Origin of the sequence: Stenotrophomonas maltophilia group sp. RNC7 (assembly GCF_030910085.1) — a bacterium.
Taxonomy (GTDB): domain Bacteria; phylum Pseudomonadota; class Gammaproteobacteria; order Xanthomonadales; family Xanthomonadaceae; genus Stenotrophomonas; species Stenotrophomonas sepilia.
The window spans coordinates 13,424-32,933 of sequence record NZ_JAVFVN010000993.1; the positions used below are offsets into that span (position 1 = coordinate 13,424).

Below are 19,510 nucleotides of genomic sequence, written 5' to 3' on the forward strand. Positions count from 1 at the left end.
TTGGTTCGCACGCCTTTGGCATGCACTGATGGGCGCACCGCCCATGACCTTTGGCCATGGGGCAGGGCACCGCACAGGCCTAGCATCGGAGGATTCTCCGCTGCTGGAAGTTGCCGATGAAGACCCGAGCCCTGGCGATGTCGTTGCTGTTCGCGCTGGCCGCCACGCCCGCGCTGGCGCAGGCCTCGCCATCGGGTGATGCCGCAGCCCCAGGACTGCTGCGCATCGATGTGGATGCGCGTGACCTGGCCCGGCGCATCTTCAAGGTGACTGCCACCGTGCCGGCCAAGCCCGGCCCGATGACCCTGCTGTACCCGCAGTGGATTCCCGGCAACCATTCACCCACTGGCCCGATCGACAAACTGGCCGGCCTGCGTGTCACCGCCAACGGCAAGCCGCTGGCCTGGCAGCGCGACCAGTACAACGTCTATGCGTTCAAGGTGGACGTGCCCGAGGGCGTCAGCGAGATCGTCGCCCACTTCGATTTCCTGTCCTCGCAGGGGGGCAGCCAGGGGCGGGTGGTGATGACCCCGGAGATGCTCAACCTGCAGTGGAATGCCAACTCGCTGTATCCGGCCGGCGTCGATGCACGCGACCTGCAGGCGCAGGCCAGCGTGACCCTGCCCAAGGGCTGGTCGTTTGCCACTGCGCTGGAAACCGCGCGCCGCGACGGCGATACCGTGGTGTTCAAGCCGATCTCGTATGACCATCTGGTCGATTCGCCGTTGTTTGCTGGCGAGCACTACCAGCGCATCGATCTCGATCCGGGCGCGAAGGTGCCGGTGCACCTCAATGTGTTTGCCGACGAAGCCAAGTCGCTGAAGCCGAGCGAGGCGCAGATCATGATGCACCGCGCGCTGGTGCAGCAGGCGGACAAGCTCTACGGTGCGCGTCACTACAACCACTATGAATTCCTGCTGGCGTTGACCGACCGTCTTGGTGGCATCGGCCTGGAGCATCACCGCTCCAGCGAGAACAGCGCCGACCCGGGTTACTTCACCGAGTGGGACGACAACGCCTGGATGCGCGATCTGCTGCCGCACGAGTACACCCATTCCTGGAACGGCAAATACCGCCGTGGCGCTGACCTGGCTACCGCCAACTTCAACACGCCGATGGGTGACAGCCTGCTGTGGGTATACGAGGGGCAGACCCAGTTCTGGGGGCAGGTGTTGGCGGCGCGCTCTGGGCTGTGGTCGGTCGCGCAGGCACGCGACATGCTGGCCAATGTGGCCGCGACCTATGATCGCGGCCGCCCGGGCCTGGCGTGGCGGCCGTTGCAGGACACCACCAACGACCCGACCATCGCCCAGCGCCGCACGTTGCCGTACCGCAACTACCAGATGAGCGAAGACTATTACTCCGGTGGCCAGATGCTGTGGCTGGAAGTGGAGGGCAAGCTGCGCGCGCTGAGCGGCAACCGTCGCAGCCTGGATGACTTCGCGCGTGCGTTCTTCGGCGTCGGCAACGGCGACTGGGACGTCAACCCGTACACCTTCGACGACGTAGTGGCGACCTTGAACGGCATCGCGCGCTACGACTGGGCGACGTTCCTGCGCGGGCGCCTGGACGGCCACGGTTCGTTGACCGGGGGGCTGGAACTGGCGGGCTGGAAGCTGGTCTACCGCAATACCCCGAACGACGCCTACAAGGCACAGGAGAAACGCGCCAAGGCGGCGTTGCTGGCGTACTCGCTGGGCGCGACCGTGCTCGACAGCGGCGTGGTCGGCGACGTGATCTGGGACAGCCCGGCCTTCAACGCCGGTCTTGCACCCGGCATGAAGGTGATCGCGGTTGGCGGGCGCGAGTACAGCAGCCAGCGCTTGAAGGATGCGGTGGCGACGGCGGCCAAGGACAAGGCGCCGATCGTGCTGCTGGTGAAGCAGTTCGATCGGATCGACACGATGAACATCGACTACCACGGTGGCCTGCAGTATCCGGTGCTGGAGCGCATTGCCGGCAAGCCTGACCGTCTGGCGGATCTGTGGAAGGCGCGATGACAGCGCGCGTGCGCGACGTCGGGATCCTTCTGATGGCGGTCCTCGCCATCATCGGCGCGTTCCTGCACGGTGACGGGCGCTGGCTGCATTGGCTGGCGAAGCCGGCGACCACGCTGCTGATCGCTGCCATCGCCTGGCGGGTGCGTGATCCTGCGCGGCCGTCCTACCGGCGCGCGGTGCTGGCCGGCATGCTGCTGTCGTGCGTGGGTGACATCGCGCTGATGTTGCCGATGGACGCGTTCGTACCGGGGCTGGTGGCGTTCCTGCTGGCGCACCTCTGCTACATCGTCGCCTTCCGTGAGGGCCTGCGTGCCGGGCGTGGCCTGCTCGCCGCCAGCATCCTGCTCGGTGCGTTCGCTGTACTCAATGTGCTTGGGCTGTGGCCGCACCTGCCCGCACCGATGCGCATTCCGGTGCTGGCATACGTGGTGGTGCTGGCATCGATGGCGGTACTGGCGCTCGCACGCCAGTGGCGGCGACCGCACACCGATGCAATGGAAGCCAGCAGCGCCCGCTGGGCGGCCGCCGGTGCGCTGCTGTTCGTCGCCAGCGATTCGCTGCTGGCCTGGGACCGCTTCGCCGGCGGCCTGCAGCTGGCCAGCCTGCTGGTGCTGTCCACCTACTACGGCGCGCAGTACGCCATCGCCCGTTCGGTGAAATAGAAAAAGGGGACGGAGGGGATTAAGTCGCAGACGGCACCAAGGCGCAAACGACTTAATCCCCTCCGTCCCCTCTTTGCGTTGACTATTGGAGGCTCGCGTTGCCGGAACGGCCCTGTGCATCGAACGAGAGTCGCACGGACTGGCGATCACCGGCGACTTCATCCGGCAGCCACACCAGCTTGCCACCCTTGCGCACGATCACATAGACGTGGCCGACGTCACCCGGCGTGGCCATCAGGGCGTTGCGCTGCGCCTGCAGCGCCTGGGCGACGCGTGGCACCGCCTCGAAATCAATGTTGGCCAGCGCCGTGCTGCTGCGGCGCAGGGTGATGGTGGGCGCGAAGCGCTGCGGATCGACCGGCTCGCCCTTGCGCCACTGGCCGTGCTCGAAGTGGTAGCTGTCCACGTGCGTGGGTTGCTGCGGATCGACCAGGTCCAGATTGATGCGGCCGTCATCGTAGAAGTGGATGCTGTGGAACACCATCAACCGGTGCCCGGCCAGGGCTGGCATCTGTTCCAGTGCCTGGCGGGCGGCCAGCAGGTAGTCCGCATCGAACAAGCGGTTGCTGCGTTCGGGCATCGGCATCGACCGCGGTTCGGGAATCGGTGCGAGCGAAGCAGGCCGCTCGCGCGGTGGTGGCGTGGTGATCGGCGTAGTTGCGCGGTCATCCTGCACCGGATGGCCCATCGTTTCGGCAAGGGTCTGCAGTGCCCCGCCGGCAACGGCGACGCCGGCCAGCAACAGCAGCACCATCGAAAATACCAGCCGCGTCGAGGGGGGTTGCTTCATACACCCTCCAGACGTACGTTGCCGCGATCTTCCGGGTCGTACAGCAGCGTGACCTGCTCGCGTGGAAGGTTGGCCAGCTCGATCAACGGGATGAAGCGGCGCACGCTCACCTGCTGTATGCCACCTTCGCGGTCCGTGTACTCCAGCTGGAACTCCACCTGCGGCTGCTCGTTGAGGTAGGTGCCGGTCTGGCGCAGCTTCAGCACCTTCGCATCCACGCCGATGCCGCGGTACTTCAGCGCGTCGCCGCGTGCATCGGCCTGCAGCAGGCGCCCCAGGACGCGCAGACCCAGGGCGTAGCCGCACAACACCAGCGGGCACACCAGCAGTGGGTGGCCGAAGGACAGGAACGTCCAGCCCAGGCCCTCGCTCTGCAGCCGATAGGCGAGCACGTAGGCGCTGGCAACCACGACGATGCCGATGACCGCTCCGGCGCCGCGGCGCCAAAGGCTGGCGACATCAAGTTCGGGCTGGGCACCGTCCAGCACCACATTGGGGAACGCACCCGGCATCCGGCTCAGGCGAACCTCGATGCGCTGGCCAGCCACGAAACGCTGCAGCTGCGGTTTGCTGTCCACCACCAGCATCTGCTCGTTGATCGGCGTGCCGGACAGGTTCTGGAAGCCCAGTTGCAGCTTCCACTGCGCGAAGCCGCGCACGTGCACGCCGGTCTGCTCGGCCTGTTCGATCAACGCCTCACGTGGCTCACCGTCGGCCAGGATGGTGCGCACCCGATGCAGCGCGCGCGGCGGGCCCAGCAGCAGGTAGTGCAGGAAGGCGAGCAGCAACGCGAGCCACAGGGCCAGCGACAGCGCGAGCAGCAGCAGGGCCAGCCATGGCGCGCTGCGGTCGGCCAGTGGCACCGGCCACGACGTGCCGAAGTAGAGGATGCTCGGGAAGGGCAACGCGAAGAACAGCAGGAACGCGCCCCAGAACCAGAGATAGGCCTTCATGGGGTGGTGGGGGACCGATGGAACAGGGCGCGTAGGGTACTACGCTCAGCGGATCTGCAGGGTCAGCAGGAAGTAGCGGCCAAGTGGATCGTCCAGCCCCGGCATCTGGCCGCCATTGCCGACCAGGTAGTTCACCGGTTGCGTGTCGAGCACGTTGTGCACGTCCAGCGCGGCGACCACGCGCGGCCCCAGCCGCCTTGCCAGATGCAGGTTCCAGCGCAGCTGCCGCGGATTCATGCAATGGTTCTGCTCGCGCTGTTCCTCCGGGCATTCCGCACCGGGCAGCCAGGCACGCGTGCGCCCTACCTGGTTGCCGCGCAGGGCGATGTCCCAGTTGCTGTTCTGCCACTGCACATTGAGCACGGCGGCCATCGCTGGCGTGACATGGCCACGCAGGTCCACCGTCGCTTCGTGGCCACGCTCGCGGCGTAGCTCCTGCTGTTTCAATGCATCGACGGAGAACAGCCACTGGCCGGTGCTGCCGGTGTCGATGTGGTACTCCCCGCGCAGAACAAGGTTGCGCGATGTGGTGCGGCCGATGTTGTCGAAGGACAGGCGCAGGTTGTGCAGGTTGCCGTCCTCGTCCAACTCCCACGTGCTTGAATTCCACACTGCGTCGGCCGGTTGCAGGGCCAGGATCTCGTTGCGCAGTTCGACGATGTTGTGGGTCAGCGACAGTGAAAACGCATCGGTCGGTGTCCAGGTCGCACCCAAGGAATGACTGCGCGACCGCTCCGCTTTCAGCGCATCGTTCTCCACCACGTCTACGGTTACGCTGCAGCGTCCGTTGCCGTTGCTCTGCGCGCAGTCGGGCAGTGCACTGGAGGCGGGTAGTTCGATCGCGCCGAAATAGCCCGGCGGCCGCCGTTGCTCGAACAGGCTGGGGGCCCGGTAGCCGCGCCCGGTGGCAAGCAGGAATGACCACTGCGGTGTCGGGCTCCAGCGTACGCCCACGCGGGGCGAGAAAGCCTGGTAATCGCCATCGCGGTCCCAGCGTGCTGCCAGGTCCACGCGCAGCGTGCGCGCCAATGGCAGGCCGAGTTCGGCGTAGGCACCGCCACTGCGGCGTGACAGGTGGCGTTGTTCCTGTGGCAGGCCCAGCGCCAGGTCGCCCTGGCTCAGCAGCGCGTCGGGATGCGACGTCCAGCGTTCCTGGCGCAGGTCGATGCCGGTGGCCACTTGTGCAGCACCGCCGGCCAATGGCATCAACTCGCGCTGCATGCCCCACCAGCCCTGCCACTGCTCGGTGCGCCCGCGGTTGCGGATCGACGGGAACAACTGCGCGGCGGTCTCTGCCGGCAACGAGGTGAAGCCGGGCAGGAAATCCAGCGTCTCGGCCGCGCGCAAAAGTGGTTGGGCGCGCACGGTGCCGGACGTCGTCAGAGTGACATCGCTGCGCTGTGCGCTGATGCCGGCATCCCAGCTGCGGCGGCCCTGGTCGCGGCCGATGCCGAAGGTGACGTCGGCATCGGTGGCACGTACATGCGGACGCACGTTGCCGGCTTCGCGCAGCACGCTGTTGAAGGTGAACCCATAAAGTCCGATGGCTACGGCGGTCGGGCCGAGGTCGAAGCGCTGCCGGTTGTGGCTGGCCCGTGCCTCGGCGTAGGCATAGCGACCCTCGCCGCGCTCATGCCGATAGCGCAGGTAGGCCGAGGCGGTGTCCGAGGCCGGTTGCAGCGAACGCGGGCGTGCGCTGTCGAACCAGCAGGCACCATCGCGCCGTTTCAATGGCCCTTCGCAGCGCGTTGCCGGCCAGTAGCGTCCATCGCGGAACGCGCCGATCAGGTACTGCGAGGTTTCCGCATGCCATTCGCGGCGATCGCCGGCCACGTGGTCGATGCGATGCAGGTCGATGCCAGCGAACCAGCGGTCCCCTCCGTCCCGCACGCCGCCGGTGGCCGCCTGCAGGCGATACTGGCCGGCGTCGCCGCGCCCGCTCAGGCCGGTCTGCAGCATGGCTTCAGGGCCATCGGCCTGGTCACGCAGGATGATGTTGACCACGCCGGACATCGCGTCGGCTCCATAGATGGCCGACGCACCGCCACGCACCAGTTCGATGCGCTCGACGAAGCTGAGCGGGATGCCCCCCAGGTCGGTGAGCCCGCCCTGTTCCAGCGACACCATCGGATAGCGTGGCAGGCGCCGGCCATTGACCAGGAACAAGGTCGCACGCGGTCCCATGCCGTCCAGGCTGGTGGTGGTGGCCGCACCCACCGGCAGGTACTGCGAATCGCCACTGCGCGAGGTGCTCATTGCCGGGTGGCCGTTCATGCCCGGCAAGTGCCGCAGCAGGTCGAACAGGCTGCCGTAACCGCTGCGCAGGATGTCATCGCGGTCGATGATGGTCACCGGCAGCGTGGTCTGCACGGAGGTGCGCGGCAGCCGGCTGCCGGTGACATGGATCGGCGCCAGCTCCACCTGCGGTGGCGTCTCGGGCACCCTGCCCGGCGACGGTGCCGCGGGCATCGCACGCGCCGCGACCGGCGGTGGCGATGGCGGTGCCGGCCGGGTGCGGCGGACGACGAATCCACCGGCAGGCGTGCGCAGGATGGTCACCGGCATGCCGGCGACCAGTTCCTTCAGGGCCACGACCGCGTCGCTATGGCCATGGGTGCCGGCCGTGCGCAGGCCATCCAGTTCACGCGCATCGAACAGCAGGGCGATGCCACTCTGGCGCGCCCATTGCTGCAGGGCAGGTGCGAGCGGGCCTGAACCCACATCGACCTCCAGGGTGCCGGCCTGTTCGGCTGCATCGGCAGAGGGCAGCGCGGCGAAGCTCAGCGCGAAGCAGAACAGGGTGCGGAGCAGCCCCTCCCGCAGCGCGCCCGGTACTGCCTTCACTGCAGGCCTCCTCAGTACGTGCGGCGCAGTTCCAGCGCGCCATCCGGTCGCGTCTGGCCAGCCACCGACCAGCCCAGTTCCAGCGCCGACAGCAGTTCCTGCGCATCACCGGCACGGAAGGTGCCACTCACGGCCAGGCTGGCGATCTCGGGATCGGCGATCACCAGCGGCGTGCGACCGTAGCGGTTCATGCGCTCGACCACGATCGACAGCGGCGTGGCGTCGAACACCAGCTGTCCCTTCAGCCAGCCTTCGGCAGCGGCATTGGACGACAGCGCCGGGCCGGGCTGGAAGCGGCCCGAGGGCAGCACCTGCAGCTGCTGGCCGGGTGCCAGGGTGTGCTGGGTCCCGCCATTGCTGACTTCCACCGCACCTTCCAGCAGTGCGACTTCGACCAGGCCGTCGTTCAGGCGCTCCACCTGGAAGGTGGTGCCGATGTCGCGGATGGTGCTGTCGCCGGCGCGCAGCTGCAGCGCCTTGCTCGACGGTGCGACCTGCAGCTGCAGGCGGCCCCGTTCCAGCACCAGGTTGCGATGGCGCCAACCGAATCGGGCGTGCAGCGTGGTGCCCGCATCCAGCGTGGCCACGCTGCCATCGGCCAGCGTCTGCTGCCGGGGCTGGTGGGAATCGTTGGCATAGCGCAGCGGTGTGGGGTTGCCGTCGATGGCGACCATCCAGCCGATCCCGATGGCCAGGCAGACGCCTGCGGCGGCGGCCACTGCCGGCAGCCAGCGACGCTGCGCCGGCCGTGCCGCACGTGCTGCGGCGGTGCGCAGCCATGGGTCGGCGGCCAGTTCTTCGCCCCGCTGGAACAGGGTCTCGGCCTGGATCCAGGCGCTGACATGGGCCGGGTCCTCGGCCAGCCAGTCCTCGAACCTCTCTCGCTCGCCCGGCGTGCAGTCCGGAGCCTCCAGCCGCGCCACCCAGGCGCTGGCGCGTTCAAACAGCAGGGTGTCTTCCCTGGGTCTGGCGTGACTCATCCGTTGTCCCTGTCGTTGTGCAGCGGATCCGATCCGAGTTCCTGGCGCAGGCCCTGCAGGGCGCGGGCGATATGTTTTTCCACGGTCTTGGCGGTGATTCCACAGTGCCGCGCGATCTGCGTATAGCTCATGCCGGTGATCCGGTTGAGCAGGTACACCTCGCGCGCGCGCTCGGGCAGCTTGAACAGGGCCTGCCGCAGCAGGGACAGCATCTGCCCGGACTCGGCCTGGCGCAATGGATCGGGCGACGTGCTGGAGGGCTCGTCGCCGCCATCGTGTTCGGCAAGAGACAGGTGTGGCCGCGACTGCGACGAGCGGCCGCGGTCTGCCAGGCGGTTGCGGGCGATACGATACAGCAGCAACCGCAGCTCGTCGGCACTGTGCGCGCGATAGCGGATCAGCCGCTCCATGCAGTCCTGCGCGATGTCTTCGGCATCCTCCGGCCCAACGCCGCGCGTGCGCAGGAAAGTGCACAACGGCGCGCGCTCTTCCCGTACGAACGCAATGAACGCGTCCGTCGGCACGGACAGGTCCGGCGCGCGATGGATCAGAGGAGAGGGCGTGGACAGGGCTGGCCTCGGGCGTCGGTGGCGGGTGCGTCTTCGAGTTTTACGCGACGATGACCGGATGGGGAAGAGTGTGCATGGCCCCTGATTCCATTGTGAATGCATTCATGTTTCGGGGGCTGGTGCGCTGGGGGAGTTTGCGCCGCCCGGACGTTGAACTCCTGACCCGTGTGTTGCGGGTGGAGAGAGAACACATGAAGCATTCGAAGTTGAGCCTGGCCCTGGCCGGGCTGATGGGCATCACCGCCATGGCGGCGGTTGATGACGTCATGGCAATGAATTATCACGTGCGGGACGATCGCGTCTTCCTCAGCGGCGGCGTGACCGTCGCCGACGTGGTGGCGCTGCCCGCGCTGCTGGCCAAGGCACAGGCTGAAGGCCGTCCGATCCGCGAAGTCGTGCTGCGCACATCCAATGGTGGCGCGCTGATCGCCGGCGAGTGGCTGCAGGCGGTGATCCGCACCCAGGGCCTGGACACCATCGTGTCCGGCCACTGCATCTCGTCCTGCTCGATCATGCAGTCCGGTGGCGTCAACCGTTACCTCGGCGGCGATCTGCCACTGGTCGACTCGGTGCAGATCCATGCCGCCAGCAGTGGCGGCAAGATCACCTATGCGCCGTCAGCGCGCATGACCCAGATCTACACAGGCAACTACGGCGGCGGGATGGATGCGGGCCTGTTGCACAAGGCGATGTATGAAGTGGTTCAACCCAATGGCCTGCTGGTATTCCGCGACCCGGCGCGCACCACGGGTACGTCGGTCACCTTCGATCCGGATGGCAGCGGCAGCAAGCTGGAGTCGTTCCCGGGCCAGGACATCCGCGGCAACAACATCATCAACACGGCAGGCTATCGCGATCCGGGCGACACCCTCCGTGTCACCAGCAACGTCAGCGGCGACATCAACCCGGGCTACCTGCGCACCGCGCGCCAGCTGCAGGCCTTCGTCGACGACGATTTCGCGCGCTGGAATACCGACTGGGCCAGCACCTACATCAACTACGCGGTGAGCCTGTACAACGTCTCCACGCGGGGGCCGAACGGCATCGGCACGCAGTCGCTGCAACAGCTGCTCGCCGATCCCGACCTCCAGGAAGAGCTGCGCGGCCAGTTGCGGCTGGCCGATCTGGATGCGTCCACCCTGGGCAGTTCGGCGGGCGTGATCCGTGTCAGCAACGGCGCCACCTGGCGCACCGCCGAAACCACCGGCGCCGATTTCATTCTGGTGGACAACGGCACCATCGCACTGGAGGGTGGTGCGCTGCGCACCCCCGAACTGCGGGTGATGCCGGGCAGCATCGTGGTCGGCCACGGTGATATCGCATCGGTCGGCACCGACAGCGATGCGTTGCTGGATGGCACCGGCCCGTCCTACCGCGAGGATGGCTTCAACCGCCTGCGCGTGTTCGGCACGTTGATGCCGCGTGGCGGTGATCTGGTGACCCACGGCTACGTCAACATCATGCCCGGCGGGCAGGTGCTGTTCGATGTTACCGAAGCGGGTGGTGCCGGCAGTGGCCGCCTGCGCGTCGGCAGCTTCTACGATGGCGGCACCGAGGAGGGCGCGCTGGTGATCGCGCAGGGCGCGCACCTGGCGTTGAACGTCGCCCAGGGCTTCTATGCCGGCACCTACCGTCGCGACCTGGTGGAAGGACCGATCTACCAGGGGGGCTTCCAGGATGCCGTGCGGCTGGGCGATGCCGGCTACAGCGCCAGCATCACGGCCGGTGAAGTGTTCCGCCCGCGCCACAATTCGCTGCTCAGCTTCAACGTCAACCAGACCGCCGATGGCCTGTGGTTGACTGCCAATCCAGGCTTCGACCAGCTGGGCCTGTTCACCAACGGCACCTCCGGCGACGGCCTGGGGCGCGCGCTGGCCGCTGCATCGGACCGCCAGGACAGCGGCCTGAAGTCGTTGCTCGGCGCGCTGCAGTTCGCTGACCGTGATGTGATCGCACAGCAGGCTGGCGCCCTGCGCGGTGACGCGCACGCCAGCCTGCGCCTGGCCGACAATGCACTGATCGGCAGCATCGGCAACGTCGTGCAGCAGCACCAGGCAGCGATGCGCAGTGGCGGCGATGCAGACGGGTTGGCTTCGCAGGCGGCGCAGTCGGTCTCAGCGCAGCCGGGCATGCGCCATGGCAGCCTGTTCAATCAGCTGGCCATGCATCTGGTCGAGCCGGCGGGCGAGGCTGCTGGCGACAGCCGCGTGGCGGGGCGCAGCCATGGCCTGTGGGCACGCGGTTTCGCCAGCCATGGCCGCATCGATGCCGACGGCGGCGTGGCCGGCCTGAGCCACAACATCGGTGGCATCGTGGTCGGTGCCGACACCCGCGTGGCCGATGACCGCGTCACCCTTGGCGTCAGCGTGGCCGCGGCCGACATGTCGACCAAGGCCAGCGATGGCTCCGGTTTCAGTGGCGACGTACGCGCGCTGGATGTGGGCGGCTATCTGGATGCGACCTATTCGCGGGGCTATCTGTCGGCGGCCGTGCGCTACACCGACCTGCGGCATGACACCCGCCGCAGCCTTTCGGCCATCGATGGCCTGCAACAGCCGCTGCGCGCCCGATACAGCAACGATGCGATCTCGGCGCGAGTCGAACACGCGTTCTCCTTCACCACCGGCAAGGGACTGGTGATCCAGCCGCTGCTGCCGGTGGTGGACTACGCACGGACCTCGGCCACCCGTTTCAATGAAGGGCAGGGCGCCGGTGCGCTGCTCGGCCGCAGCGGCAGCCTGGAGAGCATTCGTGTGGGTGCCGGCCTGCAGCTGTTCAAGACCTTCGAGGGCAACAACGGCGAGCGCATCACCCCGCGTGCCCGCGTGGTCTGGCAGAAGGAACTGGGTGACACCCAGGCGCGCTACAGCACCGGCTTTGCTGCGGCCCCGGACCTAGTGTTTGGTGCCAGCAGCCAGGCCGTGGGTGAGCAGGTGCTGGCCTGGAACCTGGGCGTGACCAGTCGTGCCAGCGAGCGCCTGTCGATCATGGCCGACTACGTGGGTGAGCGCCGCGACGGGCAGATCCAGAACGGCGTGATGCTGGGCCTGGGCTATCGGTTCTAAGTGGTACCCGGCCCCGGCGATATGCGTATCGCCGGGGCCATCCCATCAGGGCAGGTGCTGCGGTATGGTCGGCAGGGAACTCCAGCCAGGCCCCGTCATGCAGATCGCCGTTTTCAGTGCCCGCCCCTACGATCGTCGTTTCCTCGGCGAGGCCAACCAGCGCGATGCGGCCGGGCAGGGCTTTGTGTTCGTGTACTTCGATGCCGCGCTGGACGTGCATACCGCTGCGTTGGCACAGGACTGCGCCGCGGTATGCGTGTTCGTCAATGACCGCCTCGACGCGCCGGTTCTGCACGCGTTGCATGCGCTGGGCGTACGCGCCATCCTGCTGCGCTGCGCCGGCTTCAACAATGTGGACCTGGCCACCGCGAAAGCGCTGGAGCTGTTCGTCGCACGGGTGCCGGCCTATTCCCCCGAAGCCGTGGCCGAGCACGCGCTGGCGCTGGTGATGACGCTCAACCGGCAGACCCATCGCGCCTACAATCGCGTGCGCGAGGGCAACTTCATGCTCGATGGCCTGCTCGGCCGCACTCTGCATGGGCGCACGGTCGGCATCGTCGGCACCGGCAAGATCGGCCTGGCCACCGCGCGCATCTTCCACGGCATGGGCTGCACCGTGCTGGGGCATGACCCGTATCCATCGCCGGCCTTCGCCGGCGTGGGCGACATGGTTGGGCTGGATGAACTGCTGGCGCGCGCCGACATCGTGTCGCTGCATTGCCCGCTGACGCCCGATACCCAGCACCTGATCAACGACGCCTCGCTGGCGCGGATGAAGACCGGCGCGATGCTGGTCAACACCTCGCGCGGCGCGCTGGTCGATACCCATGCGGTGATTCGCGCGCTGAAGTCGCGGCGGCTGGGGCATCTGGCCATCGACGTCTACGAGCAGGAAAGCGCGCTGTTCTTCCAGGACCTGTCCGGCGAGATCATCGACGACGAGGCCTTCCAGCGCCTGATGACCTTCCCCAACGTGCTGGTGACCGGCCACCAGGGCTTCTTCACCGTAGAGGCGCTGCAGGAGATCTCGGCAATCACGCTGGGGAACCTGCGGGATTTCGCCGAGGGGCGGGTGTGTGCGAACCGGGTGGGAGCGTAGACACGCTGCGGAAGTGGGCCTCACCCAGTCCCCACCTAGGGTATTTACTTTGGGTGAATATCATATGAAGCTGTCGTGAAGGGGGGCTTGTCCTCCCTTGAAGTACAGGGGGCGCAAGGGACGGCGCAGCTGCTTTCTGGCCGGAACATGACGCCAGCACACGTCGGTGGATTACCGATCGTCTGGTGATTGCCGACGCAATTGGACAAAGGGATGTTCCATGCGTATCTGGCAGTGGCAGGCGTTGTTGGGCGCGGCATTGGTCGTGTCATCCGGGTGGACCTGGGCGAGTAGCCCGGTCACCCCGCATACCGAGTACTACAAAAAGATCAAGAACAGCGAGGGGCTGGCACCGCTGACCTCGAGCCTGTTCGGGGATAGCATCAGCCCCAGCTCGGGGTCGACCGAATTTGTCGTTACCGACATCGACTTGCCAGGCAACAACGCGCTGCCGGTGCGATTGCAGCGTCGTCTCGCTGTGCAGTCCTTCAAGGACCGGCAGCCGTTGGGGGGATTCGGCAGCTGGGACATCGAAGTCCCCTACATGCACGCCACCTTCGACTCCATCTGGAAGTGGAACGAGTCGGGTAATGGTGCCACCCAGCGTTGCTCGCAGACCTTCTACCCCAAGACGCGTACCGGCGTGGGCACCTTCGAGATTTGGACCGGCGTGCAGGTGCGTGTCCCCGACCAGGGCGAGCAGGAGATGCTGCTGATCGCCAACGCCTCCAACCCGAAACCCACCAACGGTGAAACCTATCGTTGGGGCACTCGAGGCAATATGCGCCTCAGTTGCCTGGGCTCGACGGCCAATGGCTATCCCGGTGAGGGATTCCTGGGCGTGGATGCTTCGGGGAATCGCTACTTCTTCAATGTGGGTATTGAACGAACAGCGGGCTTCATGGATCTCGGCCAGGGCGTAGGTTCCAAGTTGGTGCGTGTTCTGCTGATGGCCAGCCGGGTCGAAGATCGCCACGGCAACTGGGTAGCCTATGACTATTCGGGCGACAAGCTGGTTGGCATTCGCGGCAGTGATGGTCGTGCCATCTCCATTGCCTATGCCGGGGACCGCATTGCCAGTGCGACAGCCAATGGCCGTACCTGGAGCTACGAGTACAACGAGGGCTCCGGTGCAATGGGATTCGCACGCTGGCCTGCGCTGCGTGCCGTGCAGCAGCCGGATGGTGCTCGCTTCGGCTATGAGTACAGCTGGCAGGACGGCGGATTCGGAGGGCTGAATCCGGAGTATCAGAGCTGGGATGGTGAACCGAAGCTCTGCATCAAGCCCACGTTCGAGCAGTCCGGCTTTACCCTCATCGCGACCCACCCATCGGGAACGCGCGGGCAGTTTGAGTTCAAGTACCTGCGCCGCACCCGGCTGGGTGTGAAAAGTACGGCCTGCGCAGACATGGGCGGTGGGCGCTACGCGCAACGCGCCTCCAATGCGTTCGACCTCTTCGCGATCACCAGCAAGACGCTGACGGGGGCCGGGTTGGGCAGTCTGACCTGGACGTACGAATCGGGCGGGTATGACTCGGGCCTGGCGAACTCCGCAGTGTCGACGATCGTGGAGCCGGACGGCACGCGTCGTCACAGCGTATTCGGACGAAAATTCGACGAGAATGAGGGGCAGTTGCTGCAGGAGGCGGTGCGCGCGCCGGACGGTCAGATCGTCCAGGTCACCACCAATACCTATATGAGTTCGGACGAGGTCCAGGCCGGACCGTTCCCGGACAGCTATGGTTCGATGACCGCAGCCGATGATCCCTTCGCCGTCAAGATTCGTCCCCTGAAGCAATCTGTGCTCAGCCAGGATGGTGTCAACTTCGTCAACACGACCGATCAGTTCGATGCGCATGTGCGGCCGGTGGTGCAGACCGAGAGTAACTCGTTGGGGCGCGCGCGAACGCTGAGAACCACCTACTTCGACGACACGGGTCGTTGGATACTCAGCCAAGTCGCGCGCAGCACACAGAGCGTTGGCGGCGTTGAGATTGAGACCGAACGCACCGAGTTCGACTCGATGGCGCGCCCGCAACGTACCTACGCCTTCGGCGCGTTGCAGCAGACGCTGGGCTATCACGCCGATGGCACGCTCGCCTCCGTGGCCGATGGCAAGGGCAATGCCATTGCGCTTGGCAGCTGGAAGCGTGGCCTGCCGCAGAGTGTCGCGTATCCGGACGGCAGCAGTGCCTCGCTGCAGGTCGATGACAATGGCTGGGTGCGCGCAGCGGTGGAGCCCAATGGTGCCAGCCGGAGCTTCGACTACGACGGGATGGGCCGAATCATACTGGCGACCCAGGCCGCCAATGACAGCGTGGCCTGGAATCCTTCTACAACGCGATTCTTCCAGGTGCCGGGAGCGGAGATCGGGCTGGAAGCGGGACATTGGAAGCGCGAGTCCAGTACCGGCAACGCACGCGCGGTGACGTACTACGATGGGTTGTGGCGCCCAGTATTGGAAGAGTCGTTCGACGCTGCGGACCGTGGCGGTACATTGCGCCAGACGGTGACCCGTTATGACAGCAATGGGCGCCTGGTTTTTACCTCCTATCCGACGCGCGCGGCGTCCGACTTCCGCTCGGCGCTGCCCGGCACCCATACCGGCTATGACGCGCTCGGGCGCCCCAATCGCAGCGAGCAGGACAGCGAACTGGGCCGGCTTGTCACGACCACCGAGCAGCTCGGTGGAGGCAGCGTAAGGGTGACCAATCCGCGCGGCATTGCCACCACCACCGACTACCTGATGTACGGCAAGCCCAGCCAGGACACGCCCATCCGGATTCTCCACGCTGAGGGAGTGGTGACGGAGATTCAGCGCGACACGCTGGGCAAGCCGCTGTCGATCCTGCGACGCAACGGCGATGGCAGCATCAGTGTGCGGCGGCAGTACGTCTATGACGGCGCCCAGCGACTGTGCAAGAGCATGGAGCCCGAAACGGGTGCGACCGGCATGGGCTATGACGCTGCAGGCAATCTGCTCTGGTCTGCCTCGGGCCTGACGTTGCTGGGCCCTCAATGCGACAGCGAGGCTGCCTATGCGTCGCCTTCACGGGCTGACCGCACCTACGACAGCATGAATCGTTTGCTGACGCTGCGCTTCTCGGATGGCCAGGGTGATCAGGACTGGAACTACTGGCCTGGCGGGAAAGTGAAGCGTGTGCAGACCCGCAACAACGGCGCCGTCACCACCAACGACTACACCTACAACCTACGCGGGCTGCCTACGTCCGAGAGCGTGGCCTACGACGGTGGTGAGGCCTGGGCGCTGGGCTATGGCTACGATGCGAATGGCGCTTTGGCAACCCATGTGCAGCCGTCCGGCCTGACGATCGACTACGGCCCGAATGCGCTGGGGCAGCCGACGCGAGCCGGAGCCTTCGCCACCAACGTGCGCTATTACGCGAACGGCGGCATGAGCGGCTTCACCTATGGTAACGGCGTCGTGCATCAGATGACGCAGAACGCGCGCGGCCTTCCCGATCGCAGCACCGACAGTGGTGCCGGTGGCAAGGTCATCGATGATGGCTACGATTACGATGCCAATGGCAATGTGGCGGCCATCAGTGACGGCCTACCGGCAGCCCCTGGAAACCGCGACATGCGCTATGACGGTCTGGATCGTCTGACCGCGGTGACGGCAGCCAGCTTCGGAAACGCAAGCTATGCGTACAACGTTCTGGACAACATCGTGGCCGCCAACGTCGGCGCGCGGCGGCAGTCCTTTGAGTACGACTTCAACAATCGGTTGACGAACGTGCGGGATGTCGGCAGTGGTGCGACCGTGACCGGGCTTGGCTATGACAGCCAGGGTAACCTGAAGATCCGCAATGGCGTGGCGTTCCGGTTCGACTACGGCAATCGCCTGCGCGAGGTCGATGGCAAGGAGGCCTATCAGTACGACGCGCATGGACGCCGCACCCTGGCCAGTGCGCCCAATGGCAACATTCGTTCCCTCTATGGGCAGGATGGCGTGCTGCGCTATCAGCACGATCAGCGCCAGGCGAAGGGCTTTGACTATATCCAGCTCAACGGCAGCCTTGTTGCCAAGCGTGCCGTGGATATCGCGCCTGCAGCACTGGTCGTAACGGTTCCGGGTTACAGTGCGGACGGTGCGTTTGCGGTGCAGTGGACAGCCGTTGCCGGTGCGCAGCGTTACGAGGTGCAGGAGTCGGGTGGCGGTGACTGGCAGGCTGTCTATCAAGGGCCTGCGCTGAACGTTTCGCTGGCCGGGCGAAGCTCCGGCGTCTATCGCTATCGTGGCCGTGCCTGCAATGGCACTGTCTGCGGTGCTTGGGGTGTGGAAGCTTCCATCCAGGTGGAGCTTGCTCCCACCGCTGCGCCGGTGATCACTGCACCGGCGCAAGGTATCAACGGAACCTATTCCCTGAGCTGGTCAGCGGTGCAGGGGGCCGCCCGCTTTGTGCTTGAGGAGGCCGTGGGGGGTGGTTGGAATGTGGCCTTTGATGGCTCTGGCCGAACCTATCAAGTGACCAGCAAGCCTGCAGGCACCTACCGCTATCGGGTCAAAGCATGCAATCCACAGGGCTGCGGCGCCTACTCGACCGAAGCGGCGATTACTGCGCTGTATGCCCCATCCGTACCCGCACTGTCGGTACCTGCTGCGAGCTACAACGGCAGCTACGCCGTCTCTGTTTCGAGCGTGGCCCAGGCCAGCAGCTATCGCATTGAAGAACAGTTCAACGGGGGGGCATGGACTGAGATCAACCGGATCAGTGGGAATCAACTGGCCATTAGTGGACGAATCGCCGGCAGTTACGCCTATCGTGCCTTTGCATGCAATGACGCCGGGTGCAGCGCGGCAAGCGCCGTAGGCGGTATCGTCGTGACATTGCCACCGGTCCAAGCCACGGGAATCAATCTCGGTGGCGTGAGCTACAGTTCAACCGTGAGCATGTGGTGGGGCGCAATCCCCACCGCGACGAGTTACCAGTTGATGGAACAGCTCAACGGCGGTGGCTTCGGACTCGCCCAGGAAGACGGTGCGACCGCTGTGGCCCGAGGCGGCCGCTGGCCGGGGCAGTGGGACTACCAGGTGCGTGGCTGCAATGTCGCCGGTTGCGGACCGTGGTCAGCGGTAGCGGGCGTGCGCGTGATTGGTCCTCCGGCGACCCCGGTCCTGCGCGTGCCGGATGGAGTGGGAATCGGCGCGGCTTACTCGATCTCCCTGCTGGAAGTAGCGGACGCGACGCGCTATGAAATCGACGAAAGTATTGACGGCGCCAACTGGTCGCTGATTGCGGGGGATCGAACCGTTTCCCTGAATAAGGGCGGCGGAGGCAACTTCTACTACCGTGGTCGTGCCTGCAATCCCGCAGGCTGCAGCCCCAGTTCTGCTGCTGGCCTGGTTGCGATTTCCAGTGCGCCGGCCGTACCTACGGGTGTGAGGATCGTAAAGAGCGGCCCCAACATCTGCTCGGTCATCTGGAATGCGTCGCCGGGTGCCACCTACTACAACATGCGTTCAAGCAGCGGCGGCGCGACCTATAGGGCAGAAGGCATCGGCTACGACCTCGATACGCGCTGCCAGGGTGGTTACAAGGTGCGTGCCTGCAATGCGCAGGCGTGCTCGGCATGGTCGAACTGAGGTGGACTCGATGGACGCAGGAATGAGGACGCTGCTGATTCGGACCGTTGCCGGGGCCACGCTGATTCTGGGTGGGCTGTTCAATCAGGCTGCTGCGGAGACGATTACCTATATCCACACCGATGCGTTAGGGTCACCGGTCGCTGAGACCGACTCGGCTGGCATCGTTATCCGACGTACCACCTATGAGCCATATGGTGCTGTGGTTGGTGGATCCGTTGCTGATGGGCCTGGTTATACCGGGCATGTGACCGATGCCTCGACAGGCTTGAGCTACATGCAGCAACGGTACATGGATTCACAGTTGGGTGTGTTTCTAAGTGTGGATCCTGTGACGGCCTATGGGGGGACTATGGCGCAGTTCAACAGGTACAGGTATGGAAATGGAAGTCCGTATCGATTCGTTGACCCAGATGGACGTATCGGATGCACTGGAACCAGAATCCAAGGCGTCTGCGATTCTGGCGGTGTCGCGGGTTTGCGAACGTCCGCGCGAAGCCCTGTCGACGATAAGCGAGAAACTGGCGCTCCGAGGATGGCAATATCCAATGCATCATCCAGGGAGTACAAGGAATCCGATTCAAATGGCGAGAAAAAGCAGATCGTGAATGCAATCGGTCTGCTGCCCACGTGGAAAGCCAAGTCTGCAGCCGACAGAGCACTGGCTGCGGCGGTGGAGTCAGGCCTCCCAGGGCAGCACAATGGCAAGGGAGACGCATTTCGACATTGTCTTTGGTCATGTGACATGGCGAACACAATTGGTCAGAACAGCGCTAAGTCTGTTGGCGACATACACGAAGCATGGAGTAGCGGCCCAAGACGCGAGGTGCTTATGGACCTTTTCAATAATGAAGTTGGACGAAGGTATAGTGGTTCTGGACGCACGTGCGCGGCCGCATGCATGTCAGGAGTTGGAGACGGGTCGCTCAGCACCGACGTA

General features: G+C 65.6%; 11 protein-coding genes and 1 pseudogene. 7 read left to right on the plus strand and 5 right to left on the minus strand.

What is annotated here, in order from left to right; all coding sequences use genetic code 11:
• Positions 1-116 precede the first annotated feature (116 nt).
• Positions 117-2,000 (plus strand): M61 family metallopeptidase, encoded by a 1,884-nt coding sequence (locus tag RCF13_RS25520; RefSeq protein WP_134968494.1) that lies wholly within the window; start codon positions 117-119, stop codon positions 1,998-2,000.
• Complete coding sequence (locus RCF13_RS25525) at positions 1,997-2,662, plus strand: lysoplasmalogenase (protein WP_134968493.1); 666 nt, start codon at positions 1,997-1,999, stop codon at positions 2,660-2,662. The genes RCF13_RS25520 and RCF13_RS25525 overlap by 4 nt, the downstream gene beginning before the upstream one ends.
• A gap of 82 nt (positions 2,663-2,744) precedes the next feature.
• On the opposite strand, the gene RCF13_RS25530 is transcribed toward RCF13_RS25525, so the two are convergent.
• From RCF13_RS25530 to RCF13_RS25550, 5 genes are read right to left on the minus strand one after another with little or no spacing between them, the layout of a single operon-like run.
• Complete coding sequence (locus tag RCF13_RS25530) at positions 2,745-3,452, minus strand: hypothetical protein (RefSeq protein WP_134968492.1); 708 nt, start codon at positions 3,450-3,452, stop codon at positions 2,745-2,747.
• Positions 3,449-4,405, minus strand: a complete 957-nt coding sequence (locus RCF13_RS25535; RefSeq protein WP_134968491.1) for a hypothetical protein — start codon at positions 4,403-4,405, stop codon at positions 3,449-3,451. Before RCF13_RS25535 ends, RCF13_RS25530 begins: the two co-directional genes overlap by 4 nt.
• Before the next feature lie 45 nt (positions 4,406-4,450).
• On the minus strand, positions 4,451-7,249 hold the full coding sequence (locus tag RCF13_RS25540; RefSeq protein WP_308141662.1) for a TonB-dependent receptor: 2,799 nt from the start codon (positions 7,247-7,249) through the stop codon (positions 4,451-4,453).
• An 11-nt stretch (positions 7,250-7,260) separates the two neighbouring features.
• Entirely contained in the window at positions 7,261-8,229 is a 969-nt protein-coding gene (locus RCF13_RS25545) for a FecR domain-containing protein (RefSeq protein ID WP_231352608.1), read from the minus strand.
• Positions 8,226-8,753 carry a sigma-70 family RNA polymerase sigma factor gene (locus RCF13_RS25550; RefSeq protein WP_134968511.1) on the minus strand — a complete coding sequence of 176 codons (528 nt, stop codon included), beginning with the start codon at positions 8,751-8,753 and terminating at the stop codon, positions 8,226-8,228. Before RCF13_RS25550 ends, RCF13_RS25545 begins: the two co-directional genes overlap by 4 nt.
• A 236-nt stretch (positions 8,754-8,989) precedes the next feature.
• On the opposite strand from RCF13_RS25550, the gene RCF13_RS25555 reads away from it, so the two are divergent.
• From RCF13_RS25555 to RCF13_RS25575, 5 genes and pseudogenes are all read left to right on the plus strand, one after another.
• Positions 8,990-11,863, plus strand: coding sequence for an autotransporter outer membrane beta-barrel domain-containing protein (locus RCF13_RS25555; protein WP_134968510.1), 2,874 nt, complete (start codon positions 8,990-8,992; stop codon positions 11,861-11,863).
• A gap of 97 nt (positions 11,864-11,960) precedes the next feature.
• On the plus strand, positions 11,961-12,962 hold the full coding sequence (locus RCF13_RS25560) for a 2-hydroxyacid dehydrogenase (protein WP_134968509.1): 1,002 nt from the start codon (positions 11,961-11,963) through the stop codon (positions 12,960-12,962).
• 220 nt (positions 12,963-13,182) lie between these two features.
• Complete coding sequence (locus tag RCF13_RS25565; protein ID WP_231352609.1) at positions 13,183-18,570, plus strand: hypothetical protein; 5,388 nt, start codon at positions 13,183-13,185, stop codon at positions 18,568-18,570.
• 22 nt (positions 18,571-18,592) lie between these two features.
• Positions 18,593-18,928 (plus strand): annotated as a pseudogene (locus tag RCF13_RS25570) (RHS repeat-associated core domain-containing protein); the annotation flags it as partial.
• Positions 18,929-18,953: 25 nt separating this feature from the next.
• Entirely contained in the window at positions 18,954-19,178 is a 225-nt protein-coding gene (locus tag RCF13_RS25575; protein WP_308141674.1) for a hypothetical protein, read from the plus strand.
• Positions 19,179-19,510: the final 332 nt, after the last annotated feature.

Coding starts and splice junctions, on each gene's coding strand:
- RCF13_RS25520 (WP_134968494.1), top strand. CDS start 117: ATGAAGACCCGAGCCCTGGCGATGTCGTTGCTGTTCGCGCTGGCCGCC.
- RCF13_RS25525 (WP_134968493.1), top strand. CDS start 1,997: ATGACAGCGCGCGTGCGCGACGTCGGGATCCTTCTGATGGCGGTCCTC.
- RCF13_RS25530 (WP_134968492.1), bottom strand. CDS start 3,452: ATGAAGCAACCCCCCTCGACGCGGCTGGTATTTTCGATGGTGCTGCTG.
- RCF13_RS25535 (WP_134968491.1), bottom strand. CDS start 4,405: ATGAAGGCCTATCTCTGGTTCTGGGGCGCGTTCCTGCTGTTCTTCGCG.
- RCF13_RS25545 (WP_231352608.1), bottom strand. CDS start 8,229: ATGAGTCACGCCAGACCCAGGGAAGACACCCTGCTGTTTGAACGCGCC.
- RCF13_RS25555 (WP_134968510.1), top strand. CDS start 8,990: ATGAAGCATTCGAAGTTGAGCCTGGCCCTGGCCGGGCTGATGGGCATC.
- RCF13_RS25560 (WP_134968509.1), top strand. CDS start 11,961: ATGCAGATCGCCGTTTTCAGTGCCCGCCCCTACGATCGTCGTTTCCTC.
- RCF13_RS25565 (WP_231352609.1), top strand. CDS start 13,183: ATGCGTATCTGGCAGTGGCAGGCGTTGTTGGGCGCGGCATTGGTCGTG.
- RCF13_RS25575 (WP_308141674.1), top strand. CDS start 18,954: ATGGAAGTCCGTATCGATTCGTTGACCCAGATGGACGTATCGGATGCA.